This window comes from Paenibacillus sp. FSL R5-0701 (genome assembly GCF_037973995.1).
Lineage (GTDB): Bacteria > Bacillota > Bacilli > Paenibacillales > Paenibacillaceae > Paenibacillus.
Genome location: NZ_CP150230.1, coordinates 3460683 through 3476031, shown reverse-complemented (window position 1 = coordinate 3476031; position 15349 = coordinate 3460683). Strand labels below are relative to the sequence as shown.

Annotated in this window: 13 protein-coding genes; 4 read left to right on the top strand and 9 right to left on the bottom strand. The window is 42.9% G+C overall.

The features are described 5' to 3' along the window. Positions 1-11: 11 nt before the first annotated feature. The 3 genes from MKZ13_RS15370 to MKZ13_RS15360 form a co-directional block, all read right to left on the bottom strand. Entirely contained in the window at positions 12-1025 is a 1014-nt protein-coding gene (locus MKZ13_RS15370; protein ID WP_174806461.1) for a cytochrome d ubiquinol oxidase subunit II, read from the bottom strand. Beyond that, the gene (locus MKZ13_RS15365; protein WP_221821132.1) at positions 1025-2389 is read right to left on the bottom strand and encodes a cytochrome ubiquinol oxidase subunit I; all 1365 of its coding nucleotides are present in this window, start codon (positions 2387-2389) and stop codon (positions 1025-1027) included. Before MKZ13_RS15365 ends, MKZ13_RS15370 begins: the two co-directional genes overlap by 1 nt. 398 nt (positions 2390-2787) lie before the next feature. Next, positions 2788-4182 carry an MFS transporter gene (locus MKZ13_RS15360; protein WP_221821131.1) on the bottom strand — a complete coding sequence of 465 codons (1395 nt, stop codon included), beginning with the start codon at positions 4180-4182 and terminating at the stop codon, positions 2788-2790. Positions 4183-4291: 109 nt separating this feature from the next. On the opposite strand from MKZ13_RS15360, the gene MKZ13_RS15355 reads away from it, so the two are divergent. Both MKZ13_RS15355 and MKZ13_RS15350 read left to right on the top strand, forming a co-directional pair. After that, on the top strand, positions 4292-5167 hold the full coding sequence (locus MKZ13_RS15355; RefSeq protein ID WP_339185401.1) for a LysR family transcriptional regulator: 876 nt from the start codon (positions 4292-4294) through the stop codon (positions 5165-5167). Between the two features lie 30 nt (positions 5168-5197). Further along, a complete protein-coding gene (locus tag MKZ13_RS15350) occupies positions 5198-5764 on the top strand; it encodes a GNAT family N-acetyltransferase (RefSeq protein ID WP_221821130.1) in 567 nt (188 codons plus the stop codon). A gap of 88 nt (positions 5765-5852) precedes the next feature. On the opposite strand, the gene MKZ13_RS15345 is transcribed toward MKZ13_RS15350, so the two are convergent. From MKZ13_RS15345 to MKZ13_RS15330, 4 genes are all read right to left on the bottom strand, one after another. Further along, a complete protein-coding gene (locus MKZ13_RS15345; RefSeq protein WP_221821129.1) occupies positions 5853-6824 on the bottom strand; it encodes a hypothetical protein in 972 nt (323 codons plus the stop codon). Continuing rightward, a complete protein-coding gene (locus tag MKZ13_RS15340; protein ID WP_036615805.1) occupies positions 6824-7315 on the bottom strand; it encodes a sigma-70 family RNA polymerase sigma factor in 492 nt (163 codons plus the stop codon). Before MKZ13_RS15340 ends, MKZ13_RS15345 begins: the two co-directional genes overlap by 1 nt. Positions 7316-7485: 170 nt before the next feature. Continuing rightward, complete coding sequence (locus MKZ13_RS15335; RefSeq protein ID WP_221821128.1) at positions 7486-9066, bottom strand: histidine-type phosphatase; 1581 nt, start codon at positions 9064-9066, stop codon at positions 7486-7488. Between the two features lie 242 nt (positions 9067-9308). Continuing rightward, complete coding sequence (locus MKZ13_RS15330) at positions 9309-9731, bottom strand: DUF3237 domain-containing protein (protein WP_221821127.1); 423 nt, start codon at positions 9729-9731, stop codon at positions 9309-9311. A gap of 150 nt (positions 9732-9881) precedes the next feature. Between MKZ13_RS15330 and MKZ13_RS15325 the strand changes: the two genes are divergently transcribed. Together MKZ13_RS15325 and MKZ13_RS15320 are read left to right on the top strand one after the other, a co-directional pair. Beyond that, positions 9882-11084, top strand: a complete 1203-nt coding sequence (locus tag MKZ13_RS15325) for an MFS transporter (protein ID WP_076210787.1) — start codon at positions 9882-9884, stop codon at positions 11082-11084. Positions 11085-11100: 16 nt separating this feature from the next. After that, complete coding sequence (locus MKZ13_RS15320) at positions 11101-11721, top strand: TetR/AcrR family transcriptional regulator (protein ID WP_260632783.1); 621 nt, start codon at positions 11101-11103, stop codon at positions 11719-11721. Between the two features lie 173 nt (positions 11722-11894). Here MKZ13_RS15320 and MKZ13_RS15315 read toward each other — a convergent pair whose 3' ends face one another. Both MKZ13_RS15315 and MKZ13_RS15310 read right to left on the bottom strand, forming a co-directional pair. Next, positions 11895-12452 carry a PTS glucose transporter subunit IIA gene (locus MKZ13_RS15315; protein WP_076210790.1) on the bottom strand — a complete coding sequence of 186 codons (558 nt, stop codon included), beginning with the start codon at positions 12450-12452 and terminating at the stop codon, positions 11895-11897. 264 nt (positions 12453-12716) lie between these two features. Next, positions 12717-15128 carry a helix-turn-helix domain-containing protein gene (locus MKZ13_RS15310; protein ID WP_076210792.1) on the bottom strand — a complete coding sequence of 804 codons (2412 nt, stop codon included), beginning with the start codon at positions 15126-15128 and terminating at the stop codon, positions 12717-12719. Positions 15129-15349 lie beyond the last annotated feature (221 nt).

The following is a 15349-nucleotide window of genomic DNA, read 5'->3' as shown; positions in this document are numbered from 1 at the left end:
ACGCTCCTCCTTTATTTTTTCCCTTTCACATAATCCGCATCAAACAGGAACAGTTTGAAGACCAGGATTAGAGAAGGAATTAACAGGCACAGACCACCGATAAACACAACGACGAGTGCAAAGCCCATTGCAGGTGGTGTGGCGCTGCTCTGAATGGTGATGAATGGATCAAGAATGTAAGGATATTGCCCAATCCCGTAAGCAAAAAAGGCTGTGAGAAATTGCAGCATGATGCATATAAAAGCTAAACCGTAACGGCGTCCGTTATATAACAGCCACATGGCAATCATGAAAAACGCAACGGAAAGCGCCAGTAGCCACCATAGATCCATCATATTTTGAAAATGACGCTCATTGTGTTGACCCAAATATATAAATGCAGTCAGCGCGAGAATAATGGTCGGTGTGCTCCAGAACAAAGCATAGTTACGCATTAGCTTCAATGCCGAATGATCCTCTGCCCGAGAAGCATAAAATGTTAGAAATGACCCGCTAATGAACAATACGGATACGATTGCCAGTCCAACGATGCTCCATGATAACGGATTGGTAAATAACGCCCAGTAATCCAGGGAAACGGTATCTCCCTGCTTCAAAATAAAGCCACCTTCAGACAGGGTCAGTGCCACTGACAATGACGCTGGAATAAGTAGACCCGTAGCTCCATATAAGAACAAATACACGATACTTTTTTTAGAACCATAATTTTCGAAAGCATAGAATGAACCACGAATGGCAAGTAAAATGACGGCAATACTTCCCGGAACAAGCAGCGCGGAGCCATAATAGTAAGCAGTATCCGGAAAGAATCCAACGATGCCAATATAGAAAAAGACAAAAAATACATTGGTGATCTCCCAGACCGGTGATAGATAACGGGAGATCAGACGATTAATCAGGTGATCCTGCTTCGTCAGGCGTGCATAAAAGGCGAAGAAACCTGCTCCAAAATCAATGGAAGCTACAATAAGATAGCCGTACAAGAACAGCCAGAGTACCGAAATACCAATTAATTCATAACTCATTATGCCTGACCCCCTTTCTCGGCTGATTGATCATGCTTCTCCTTCAACCATTTCTCCATCTCGAGTTCAGCAGGATTATTATTGAACAACCGTCTCAGTACAACGACACACATAACGCCTAGCAGGATGTAGAGAAGCAAGAAGACGAAAAATAAAATTCTCACACTCGGTGAAGAAGTAGCGGCCTCTTCCACTCGCATATAACCTCGGATGATCCATGGCTGCCGCCCAATCTCTGCATAGAACCAACCCATCTCAACGGCCAGAAAAGCGAGCGGTGCACTGAGTGCAACCATACGAAGCATCCACTTGTTAAACTGATTACGTTTCTTCCAGAATACAAACAGGAAGTACAGACTTGAGATCGCAAGCAGAGCAAATCCGATTCCAGCCATTAGATCAAACAAATAATGCACAAGTAAAGGTGGATGCTCATCTGGTGGAAATTCGTTCAGCCCGGTTACCTCGGCATCAAAGTCTCCAAAGGCAAGGAAACTGAGCACCTTCGGCAAATGTAGTGCGCCTATAATTTCATGTTCAGCATTCAGCCATCCCAATAAAATCAAATCCGCTCCGCTTTCCGTCTCGAAATGCCACTCGGCAGCTGCGAGCTTCTCCGGCTGATGCTCAGCCAAAAACTTGGCAGATACATCTCCAGCTAAGGAATTTAATAAACTGAATACCAGTACAACGGCCATCATGAGATTCAAGCCTTTTTTGTGGTAGGCGGACACTCCCTTTCTCAGCATCGCAAAGGCTGCTATTCCTGCTAACAGGGCAGCTCCTGTCAGATAAGCCGAGCTTAATACATGGAACACTTTGGAGAACGTCGCCGTATTCAGCATCGCTTGCACGGGGTTCACTGCCATGAATTGGCCTGCTTCCATCACAAAGCCTTCAGGCTGGTTCATGAATCCGTTCACTGTAGTAATAAAAACAGCAGACATACCTGCCCCGGCGACAATTGGAATGGTCAGCAACCAGTGGATATACGGATTTTTGAACCGATCCCACGTGTACAGGTAAATGCCCAGGAAGATGGCTTCAAAAAAGAACGCGAATACTTCCATAAATAGTGGCAGTGCAATGACATTCCCGGCCAGTTTCATAAAATTCGGCCATACCAGAGCCAATTGCAGCGATATCGCTGTGCCTGTCACGACACCAACCGCGACAGAAATGACAAACCCTCGTGACCACCTCTTCGCCATAAGTATGTAATGGTGATCCTTCTTCCGAATGCCGATGAACTCTGCAATAGCGATCATCAGAGGCACACCGACACCAAGTGTTGCAAAAATAACGTGGAACCCGAGCGTCAAACCAGTCACCAGCCTGCTCCATAACACCGTATCAATAGCCATTCGTTATACTGCCTCCCTTCAAACTCTGTTCAATTTTGAAACAATCAATATCAGCTTCGGCCAAGCTCAATGCATAGTTGCGAAATATTTCACAAAGGTAGGTACGACGATATCTTGCCACACCTTTAATGCGTTTACTCCTGTTGGCTCCCGATTATAACAAGCGCTGGATGCCTATGAAAATCTGATATTGATGCACTTCAAGTACTGACCAAGCCTATTAATCAAAATTATTATATCTTTATTTTTACCTAATTCAATCAAAGACACGTCTTCTACCTTAAACGTTCAAGAAAGGATCAACTCTTTCTGACAACTTGGTGAAAAACAAAAAATACACCCAATGGAGCTATTGATTCATTGGGTGTAAACGTGCTATTGCACGGCAGATTCGCTATTTACTTGCTTACTTGCTCCGGACTCACCGGACCTGCCTCGCGACGTACGCTCATGATGATCAATGATGCAGCTAATACCGTAAGGATGATGCCAAGCATGTGAAATCCTGTCACATTAAATGTATCTCCCATAACAATTCCAATGAATAACGACGATAAGATGGTCCCCAGGTAGCGTGATGTATTAAAAATACCCGATGCGACTCCAATCATTTCTTTGGGTGTGCTTTTGAACAGTGCTGCTTGCATGCCAACCGCGTTTAGGCCGTTACTTATTCCAAATAAAGCTAAGGCAACAATGATTATGAAGATTGGAGAAGTTTCATTCATAACAACGATCAATATAGAGCCCAATGTCATTAAAGAAGCGGATAAGATCAGCGCTGGCCGTGATCCTGATCTGTCAATCCAGCGCCCTGCAATCGGAGCAATAATGACTGAACATAACCCCAAAGCTAGCATACTCATTCCTGTATGAACTTCATTGAGATGTCGTATCTGCTTCAAATACGTAGGAACTCCAAAAAATAGTGCGTAAAACAGGATATTTACCAGCATGTATTGCACATTCACCCAAGTCATCTCGGGATATGTGGCAAAGGTTCGCAGAGGGATGAAAGGCGTGTCTGCTTTTAATTCATGTCGAATGAACATAACGAGTGCGATTAACCCGATCGCTCCTGTCAGCAGATGCCATGTTGAAATATCTCCTGTGGAATTTACTGAAAGTAAACCGATGAGCAGAGTTACCAAGGCTACCGTAAACATCAGGATGCCTGGTGCGTCAATTAACGCAAGCCATTTCCGAATGGACATGTGACCAGAGATAGACGGGGATTGCTCGTCCTTCGGGATTGTTTTCCAGGCGAACCAAAAACTTGCCAAGACAAACGGAATATTAACGATGAATATGCTATGCCAATCCCACCAATGAATCAATACTCCACCAATAAAGGGCCCGATCGCAGCCGCTCCAGAAAGGAATATAGCCAAGGTGGACAAGGCGGAGGCTTGCTTGTCAGTCACGTTAATTCTGACAATCGCCATTCCGACGGCCACCATCATGCTTGTGCCAATCGATTGAATGATTCGGAATACGATGAGCCACGAAAAACTGGGAGACCACGGAGCTAGCATGGATGATACAAAAACAATAATAAGACCCATGAGGAATATCTTCCTGCGGCCAAACAAATCACTACATTTGCCCATGACGGGTTGAGCGACAGCACTGGCAATGTAAAATGATAAAATAATCCACGAAACGGCTGTAAAATTAAGTTGATACACTTGTTGTAGCCTTGAAATAGCCACCGAAATCATGGAGGAATTCAACGGATTCAACATAATTCCGAGTCCAACAGCTAACATCAATCCTTTATTTCGAACGTTCATTGGTGCACCTCTCCTTCTTCTGCTGTCATCTTACTTGAAAACATTCATTTATTCCAACGCATTATATGTTATGATTTGATGAACTAGAAGGAATGAAGGAATGGTGCAAATGGAACTTCTTCAACTAAAATATTTCCTGACGGTGGCCCGATGCGAACATGTTACGGAAGCTGCAGGAAAGCTGCATGTCACGCAATCCTCCCTGAGCAAAACGATACAACGATTAGAGGATGACCTGGGAGTCCCTTTATTTGATCGAATCGGGAGAAAGCTGCGATTAAACGACTTTGGAAGAACATTTCTTCAGCGAACTGAAAAAGCCTTATTTGAATTGGAACAAGGAAAGCGGGAAATTGCTGACCTCTCCAACCCGGATCAGGGTACACTGCAATTGGCGGTGACTACGGCGAGCACATTGCCAGGCATACTGCGGGAATTCCGGAAAAACAAACCGGATATTCAGTTCCATGTGCAAATGGTTTCGTTAGAAAACATGTCCAGACTTCTACATCGGGGCGAGGTGGACTTTTGTCTCTCCTCCCCTCCGATTCATGGTGACGATATCGAATGTCAGATCCTATATGACGATCCGATTGTAGTCGCTGTTCCTATGGGTCATCGATATGCAGATCGAAGCAGCATTCAATTAACCGAGCTTAAGGACGAGCGGATTGTTGGGGTGAAGCAAGGGTATGGGGTTCGTGATATGGTAGATTCCGTATGTCAATCCGCTGGTTTCCTACCGAAGTATGTATATGAAGGTGATGAGCCTGCAAGATTAACAGCCCTTGTGGAAGCGGAGATCGGTCTCGCGTTTATACCTAGCACAGCCAGAAACCCGCATGAGCGCATTAGATATCTTCAGGTAGAGGAACACAAGCTCGTTCGGGAAATCGCTCTACTTTCGCACAAAAACAGATATATTTCCAAAGCCGCTTTAGAGTTTCGCAGCGTGGTTATGGACTATTTCAGTGCTATGCCATGAGCATACATTCAATACAGAGGAGTTGTCATTTTGATATTAAAACCAGAAAAATTTGATCATATTTCAGAGACAGAACGGCTAGTCATCCGACCATTACAGAAAGACGACTATGAAAATTGGTTGAATGAGTTCGAAAACCGTCATCCCTCCCAACACCGTCATGATACAGGCAAAATGGATATGAGTGAATGCACACTGGATTGGTTTCGTGATCTGGTAGATCGACATCAAGAGTTAGCGCGTACAGATGCCGTTTATGTATTTGGTGTGTTTAGAAAGCATGATGGTACACATCTGGGTATGATTGATATTGCTACCTTGGCAAGAGATGATTTTCAATGGGGAAGCTTCGGATACACGATCCATAATCAGTATTGGCGAAAAGGTTATGGGAAAGAAGCAGTGAATGAAGCACTTCATATTGCATTCGAACATCTGAAATTCCACCGTATAGAGGCTCATATCAATGTGGATAACACCCCTTCCATGAAACTGGCAGAGAGTGTTGGTATGGAATTTGAATGTCTACGTAAAGGGTTTATTCACGAAAATAATGAATGGACCGATCACTTGGTGTATTACAAAAATTCTAATTAATCTAACCCCACCGATAATCAAAAGAGCGAACAAAGCACTTGCGTGCCATGTTCGCTCTTCTTCATGAATCCATATTACTGTCTTCGCGTTACTCACCCAAGCTGTTCCAGAATGATTGAAATGTGCCTTTCTCCACTTCCAGGAATGCCGGAACATTACCGTAACGAACCAGACCTTCACCGAATAGAACCAGTGGGACCTGCGTTTTATCTTCCAATGTGAGATAGATGATCTTGCGATCTTCCTTGCCGTAGAGGTTCTCTTCCAATTCCGGGCTCGTTGCGATTGGTTTGGCAGCAGATAACGCCGAGATAAAGCTGTCCAGTGCTTCATCCGCTGCTAACGGTTGAAGCTGCTGCAATCCGTTATTCCAGCTGTCAAACGTTTCCCATTGCGCAGAAGTGATGTTGCCTTCGAGATGTAGCTTGCCGATCAGATCGGCACCAGTACCAATGGTGATCCCGTTGTTCTTGTCAAATAGTTGAGCATACACCTGACCATCGATCTCGGTGTAAGACATGATGCGGAAGTCCTTATCGTAGCCATTGACCGCATAGATGTCAGCTTCGCCAATGTTGGAAGCAAGTTCCGAGTATTTATCCTGGCCGCTCAGCTCATCAATGCCGCCAGTGGTGGTCCCCAGTTTATCCCCCCGCAGGTTGAGTGCATTGGCGCCTTCAAGCAATGTTGGGGACTGTGTATAGACGTTTCCTCCATACACGACCAATTGCACCATATCAGCCATCGCGCCTTTGACCTGTGAATCCGGCAACTCCATCTTCGGAATCACGATCGGATCGAACGACGTGCCTGGAGTCACCGCTGCCACCTGTGGTGTTGGTGCGGCTGGTCCATTGAATTGTTGCCATACACTTGGCGCAGCCAAGCCAATACTGGCAGCGATAACGACACTTGCTGCAATGTATAATGGTTTACGTTGACGTTTTGGTCCCTGATGTTGCGTGTTTAAGGATTGCTCTACCCGTTTCTTCATTTGTTCGTTTGCTTTCATATTATCCACCGCTTTCTTATAGTTTTGTTTGAATTGTTCTTCGTTCATTACAGTTCCTCTCCTTCCAGCTCCAGTTTTAACAGCTGTCTGCCTCGTTTTAATCTCATTTTCACTGCTGATTCGCTAATCTCCAGGATCTCGCTGATTTCTCGGATCGGATAATCTTCGTAATAATACAGATGAACCACCGATCTATACTTGACGGGCAGTGACAGCACAAGTTCGATCAGCGCGTGATCTTCAGGGTTGTCTGTTGTAAGGGGATCGACTCCCTCCAGCTTAACCTCCCGTTTACGCCAGCCTCTGCCTAATAAGGATTTGCAATGATTGGTGATGACCCGAATCAACCATGCTTTCTGATGCTCCGCATCGTTGAATGTAGGTGCTTTTTCTATTAGTTTGATGAAGGTATCCTGAGTGGCTTCCTCCGCGTCTTCTCGTCTGCCGAGGTGCACCATGGCAATCCGGAACAGCGTATCCGCGTATGTCTCATAGACTTTCATCACATGATCGCCCAGCTGGGGCACTGATCGCTGCATGGTTGTATGCCCTCCTTTATACCTCTAACACTCTTACGGACGGCATTTGGTCACATTTTGTTTTAGGATTTTTTTGCGTTCATTCTTTTCGTTCCAAATAAAAAAAGAAAGCAGCCCCGTTTAGGAGTTGCTTTCTTCATGTTCATCCACATTTGATATGGGTTCACCAACTAGAATTCTTTCTGTAAAAGCTCGATATTGTCTTCCAAACTGCTGTCCAAGCTTACGCCTACCTTCTGCAGTTTGTTTTCGTAATATGTCTTCACATCTTCCCATTTATAGTACGGATAGGTCTTTGTTTCAATCGGGAAGGCAATCTCTCCTTCATTTCTAAGCATTTTTACGAGAATATCCTTACCATTGGAATACAGAATCCATTGGATATTTGCCCCCATCGGTGAGATAACCGAGCCATTCCAGTTTTGGGTCACGTCCTGCGGTTTATCAATGCTCACATTAGCTCCGGCGATATCCAGGAATGAAGATAATGGAATGATGGTTTCTGCGTGAGCAAAACGAAATATACCAGCCGTGTCTTTCTGCTGAATGGACTGTTCGGTAGACACGATCAACTCTTTGACCAGAGGTGCAATGATATTCTGCGGCAGATCCGTTGACGTTAAAGATGGACCTTTTTCATAGAAATCATTGATATTGTCAATGCTCTCGTACCATTTCAACTGATTAGCCGTGAAATACCGCCCGAATTCGAAGTCACCTTCTCCTTTAATATTCGAAGATATGATGTAGAGTTCGTATAAATTAGAAGCAGCCTCGGTTGGGTTGCTGAGCTTCACTTTTCCCTTCTCATCTTTCAGTTCAAACTCTCCAGCGTTCAGCCGTTGATAAAAGTCTTCAGAGAAAAATTGCAAAAGGACCTCTTTTGCATACCGCGTTCCAGTCCTCTGTGTGACATAATCCTCGTATAATTTAACCCAGTCTCCATCTTCTAAGTACTCGTTATACTTCGTAGCCAGGTCGTAGGGCCGTAGATAGGGGTCTTTCCCTTCTTCAAAGGCTGAAGCCAGGATGTCTACCTTGTTATCTCCCAAGCTTTCCTCTAACCCGTCAATAAACTGATCTCTGCTCTGGGGCGTTCGATCTTTGAAGGTGGCCTGAGCAATTACTTTTTTATCTGATGTAAATAGTTCTCTGAAATTCTGCCCGACTCTGGTTCCTATTCCTTTCAGTTCTTCTCCACCCGTAGTGGATAACAATCCATAGTGGTCTTTTTCAACCTTCATCAGATTGCCAATTTCCTTCTTCAGCTCTTTGCCCAGATTAGTGATCTGCCCATCCTTCTCAGCGATGTCAAGCAGTTCAAAGAGCGTCTTGTCGTACTTGGAACTGGATAGATGTCTGGAACCGTGTCTCCCTATGTAGTTAATAAATACGGGTTCATATCCATTAGGAGCTTTTGTATAACTTGTTGCCTTAAAAGGATATGGCGTTTTGGTGCCGCGGTATCCCTGCTGATCGTTCATTTTTGCTCCAACAAATACCGATTGGGTGTTGTTATCCCAGTCTACCTCTTGCCCCAGGGCCTCTCCAACAGCTCTTGCCGGTACATAAGTAACTCCATTGTAGAGAAACGACTCTCCTTCCACCCTTTGTCCGTTCACGACCACATTAGCCGATTGTTCAGACACTTCGATCATGCGTTTGGAGCCTGCACCATATACGTCAAACACACTTACAGACGTTAACATGGCGAGTGATGCTACTGAAATCCCGATTTTTTTGATCATCATATTGAATCGTTTTCTCCCTTGATATGCTCGTATTAGTTTTATTTTCGCTCATCATACTATAGGTGAGAAGTGTCTGCGCAGTATCCATCCTATGTTAATTGATTGTAAAAGAATACATATAAAAATTGACGTAAAGTTTCATACGACAAAAAGAGCCGCTTTATTTAGCGACTCTGACTTTTCGTTATAAAAAGCTATCTTCTCTGCCATACAATAAACAAATAATTGCTATTTATCCCGCATTACAGCGGTTTTCTATATATTTTTATATCTATCCCTGACTCCGTCGGATGACCTTCTCCAACAAGTGTCTCACGATTCAAGAAGGATAAGGCTTTGCTGTCTGTAATCATCTTGGGGGAAGTACGAAATAAAGCAGTTTTCAGCGTTTTATCGATGATTCCGTTATTTTCGATATAAATTTTGCATGTATGCCCTGTGTAGTCCTTGCCTTGGAGCATGTATCTTGCCGATAGAGTATGCGGACCACCATTCTTCCCGATGATCTGCGTATCCACTCCTCCACCCAGCACGATTCCTTCAAAGTACTTTCCGGTTACGCTGCCTGTAAAAGTAATCATGACAACCGAATCATCTTCGCTATTCTGCAAATCAAATGATTCTTCGATGTTCACATGTACCGTAAACAATTCCTCTAATTTCACGTGTTCCCACCTCCATATGAATCCAATTATAACTCTACTCATCAGACTGCTTCATTAAAAAAAAGATTTACATATTTCCTTCAAATCATTTAAAATGGTTTACACGATGTAAAGGTTAACAAGTTGTAAACGAAGGGGTTAATGACGTACATGAGTACATTACCAAAATCAGTTCGCTTTCCACTGTTCATTCTGATGTTAAATCTGTTTATCGCTTTATTGGGGCAAGGCATGATCATCCCCATATTGCCAGAGTATTTGAAGCTTTTTCATGCGGGAGGCACAGTAGCAGGATTTTTAGTTGCCGCCTTTGGTGCGGCTCAATTCTTCTTTTCACCTCTCGGGGGACAACTGTCTGATCGATTTGGACGCAAAAAGTTGATCATCGCAGGTATGTTTCTGTCTGTCATCTCAGATATCATATTTGCGCTGTCGACGTCATTACCGTTCCTCTATGTCGCACGCTTTATCGGTGGAATCAGTCTTGGTTTAATGGTTCCTGCCAACCTCGCATATGTCGCCGATATTACAACGCCAGAAACACGTGCAAAAGGCATGGGCTATTTCGGCGCAGCTATGAACTTGGGGATGGTTCTGGGACCTGGTCTGGGCGGTCTCATCGCCGAGATGGGCATTCGCATGCCCTATTTCTTCGCAGCGGGGCTGGGACTGATTGCGGCCCTAATGACGTTGCTATTGCCTGAGACACTTCCCCCGGAGAAAAGAACGGTCTCCATCCGTCTTCAAAAAGGAGATCACTTGGGCAAAAAAATCTGGAGTTCTTTTAAAGTCCCCTATTTCAAATATTTGATTGTATTGCTTGTCATGACCTTTGGCCTCATGAGTTATGAGACGGTATTCGCTCTTTTTGCAGAGCAAAAATATGGATTTGATGCTGCAACAATCTCCATCATTATTACCTTGGGCGCGATTATCGGTATCGTTGTTCAGATCTGGCTTTTGGATTGGTTCGTACAGAGAATCGGTGAAATTAAGTTGATCCGTCTCTCCTTGATAATCACACCTATAGCTTTATTGTTAATGTTAATTAAAGTCAACCTTGTGTTTCTGTTGTTCGCTTCTGCGTTATTCTTTGCCTTTAATTCGTTTTTGCGACCTTCGGTCAGCACGTTAATATCCAAGAATGCGGGAGATCGGCAAGGTTATGCATCCGGTCTGAACACCACATTTTCCAGTCTCGGAACGGTGATTGGGCCGCTGATCGCAGGACTATTGTTTGACAAAAACATAAACTTCCCGTATATTTTTGGTGCAATTATGCTGCTCGCTTCTCTCGGACTGACCTTGAACGCATTTCGTTCGAAGAAAGGACAATTGTATACAAGTGAATGAAAACTGGCATCAACAATTGGGAAATAAACATCGTGATGATTTGATTGCAGCAGGTAAGGAGCTTTTTTTGAAATATGGATTGCTCCAGGTGAAGATTAAGGATGTATGTACGAAAGCTGAACTTAGTAGAGTGACCTTTTATAAACATTTTCAGTCTATGGCTGAGCTTCTTCTAGCCATTCAGATGCAACTGATCGAACATTTAACAGATGAGATTAGTCGTACATCAACGAAGGACATGAACGGGCGAGAACAACTTAAGGTCATGTTGAATGTATGGGTTGTGTTTGCCCAGGATCATCCAGACTACATCCGGTTTATTCAATTATTTGATATCAACTATGAGATGTATGATTTTAGTCCTGAATTAAGAGAAAAGTATGATAAGTTCAACCAGCACGGGAAAGAAGACCATTTCCTCTTGCATGCTTTAACTACAGGCGTTGCTGACGGCAGTATCAAGAATCCGTCCCCCCCACTCGAGCTTGCTCAATTCATCTTCACAACGATGATGGGTATGCTACAGAGGATCGTTAAGATCGATCCGTCCAAATCCGATGAAATGGATACACGGATCAGGGAGCAGTTTGTGAAGATGCTGCTCCATTTTGTCTGTAGCGAGGAAATACATGAGTGACGGCATATCCAGAAAGTGCAAAAGACTGATTCCAGCAGATGGATCAGTCTTTTGCATCTTTTCTGCCTTCGGGTTGGTGCACTCAAGAGTAAACGAACTTATGTACATACCAAAAAAACCGCTATGACAGCGGCTTTATATGGGATATGCTATTGCACTCTATATTAGTAAATTTAAACTTCGGCATGTAGTTGCAGGATTTGTTCGCCGATAATTACTTTTTTATATTCGTTTTTTTCAATCTGAGAGTAGTTCGAACTATTCGTAATAATTATCGGTGTAGTTACTTCATACCCACTCTGCTTTATCATGTTTAAATCAAATTCAATAAGTAAATCTCCAGCTTTTATCTGTTGTCCTACATGAACCAGAACATTGAAATGCTCTCCTTTAAGCTTAACCGTATCTATCCCAACATGAATTAATATTTCTGCGCCATTCTTACTATTGATAAATAATGAATGTTTGGATTTAGGCGTATTCATAATAACACCATCTACTGGTGATAAAACCTTTCCTTCCATGGGTTCAATAGCGATTCCATCCCCCATAGCCCCCATAGCAAAAGCAGGATCTTTTACATCACTCAATGGAATTAATTGCCCGATCATAGGACTAAGCAGTATTTCGTCAGAAATAGATGGTTGAACTTCATCTGCAACAACTGTTGTACTTTGTTGCTCTTGTGGTTGTTTCTCAGTTCTAAATAATGCACTCATTTTCTTAAACAAAAGCCATTCCTCCTGTTTCACTTCGTACCCCATGTTAATAATTTAATAACTTATACTTGTAATCTCAACATGGGGTTTATCCGATTTTTTGGACTGAAGTAACCGATTACATATCATATTTTAGTTACTTTTTCATAACAAAGATTGCATTTTACCTACTAATTACTCCTACAATCTTGATGATGTTAATTTCTCTAAGACTTGATGGTTAATTTAGAGCAATTACTTATATACATACAACCTAATGATTAGAAAATATAGTTCTCAATACATTCGCTCCAACGTAATACAGAGTATCTGTTGAGGCTCAATCTTAATATCCATTTCCAGAGTTCCCCCACGAGCCTGGATATGTCTCAAGTAAGTTACCGGGGTACTCCGGACTTTTAAGTAATCTATAGTCTCCATGTCGAATGAATTCAGACTGGTCATCTTTAAAGCCTCATCTAACGCATTTCCATCGTTGAAGCTTATTTTTTTTACGACAGCTCTGTAGTTACGGCAGTCTGCAGGCAGGTTATATAGTTGTAATATCATATTTTTGGATGCAGGATTGTGAAAGATGAATTTGTTACTGTTCATATCGTATTTTTCGAACGAGCTAAAATATGATGGGTCTACCGGAGCGTATAAATAAGCCAAAATTGTAATATCCTCATCTTCGTTTTTGGTGATGAACAAGGATGAATCCCGAAAAAGCAATGTATTTCCAAGTTTGTTCAGGAATTCATAGGCATAAAAGCCGATTTTGGGAATGCCACTCACGGTTAGAAGTCCGGGACCACCACTAAACTCAATGGTTTCCTCCGCAATTTCATTTGGGTAAGCAAAATCTGACACCAACCAATATCCAATGCCTTTGTAGAGGTCAGTGAGACCCAGATGTTGGTGAAATATATATAATCCTTTGAATGCCATATCGTTCAACTGATCGCGACTCGATGACGTAATGTTGAATTCGGTGAGATAGAGGTCTGGTACGTTCAGATTATCCTCCAGATACGTAATCAGGCTTTGGGTCATCATCAATAAATAGTTTTCTTTGGTTGACTTGACGATTGCAGATTTACCGTTAGTGGTACTGTTCTTTTTGGAATACGGCAGTGCGGAAATTCCACAGAAGTCTGGTTCGATACCCTCATGCACAAGATGAGCCAGAAAGCCATGCTGATGAGTCTCCTTATTCTCTAACACAATGCCTCCGATCCCAACCTGTAAACCGGGTTCCACCTTTTTGAGTAATTTCCGTACTTCATCGTAGTACTTAACAAATTCTTCATCCAGGGATAAGTCATAACTGCGAAGTTTTCCCTTGAAACGTTCACAACCATGATTAATACCCGTCTCATAATGCCATGGGCTAGGTCTGACCACTTCGATTTTCCATTGGACCAACGCTGATTTTCCGTATTGATTAAGTAACAGACGGAACAATTCTTGAATTTCCTTTAGCCAGTTTTCCAAGGAGTATGTTCTATGGTTATGACCAACACTCGTAACGACTTCGGCAGCTTCGGGAGGATTAAGTACAATAAACGGCTTCCAGCCTCTGGCCACAAGCTTTCCGATCGCTTTTGCAACCAGTGCGTAATCAGGAGTATTTCCTTCTACGCGAAGCATGTTTCTGTTCAGGAGTCCACTTACTCTTGAGAATTCAAATATCTTGTACTTTTCAAATACAGCAAGTTGATCGTTCAACTCAGTCATCAGCAGTTTTGAAGCTTGTCCTACATTCAAGATTGCGGACGAGATCCTTATATCTTCGCTATTCTGAGCTTCTATTCGAATTTTACGCTTCTTCTCCTGATTCACATGCTGCAGAACGGCTTCTAATTCTTTTTGATCGCATTCCTCTGATTCAATATTCCGAATAACCGGATTAGGCGTCTTCGTTTTACGGAATGTGCTCGGACTTATGCCATGTTTCTTTTTGAAAAGTCTGTTGAAGGAATTGATATTCGTAAACCCCGCCTCGTATCCAATAGAGGTTACCGGATCGTTTGTCTCGAGCAGTTGTCTTTCCACGTTGCGCATTCGATGCCCCAGCAGATAGTCGCTTAACGATTGTCCAACGATTTCAGAGAATATTCGTGACAAATACTGTTCTGATACGAAGAACTTCTTGGCGATTTCCTTCAACTTGATATCTTTCTCGAAGTTGTTACCCAGGTAGAATTTAATCTCTTCAATTCGGCTGCGCATATTTTTATTACTGCGAATGGGAACTTCCTTATAATACTTTCTCTCCAGCAAGCTCAACATTGAGAAGTAGAGGTTAAATACCTCGACGTCAGACATGCTGTTTTTCTCCAAGTAAAATCCGGACAGTAGCTTATTGGCAAGATGACTCATCTCCTCGTCACTACCATTCCCGCCTTTTCTCGAATCGCCACGAAACTCGAACTGGTATCCGTTGTCTCCCTGATTCTTATCATAGTTATAATAGAGTGCGATATCGTAGGAAAGAGTCTGTGTTGACGTCAACTGAAAGGAGTCGGATCTCGGTAAAATATAAAACCCTGGCGACTCGACCTTGATCGATTCCTCTTCACTTTCAACTTCGATAGAGCCCTTCAACACATAAAGGATATGAACTTTCCCATCAAAATTATGGATGCTGCTTCCAGGGATGATTTGTTGAATCGCGATATTTTCCCACGGGTTTACAAGTTTCATAACAAGCCTCCAAAAAAGCCATAAACGCAAAAACATTTCGCGTTCATGGCTACCTTTAATTCTTCTTTAGATTCATTTAGTAATTATACGCACCATACTCAAGTGGTTGTTTGTTATCTAACTACCAAGATGCCATGTTTCTAACAATACGTCAATTTTTCAGCGTTTCCATACCTATGCCAGGCGAAAACCATTCATTAGAATTGCTACAACAGGTTTGC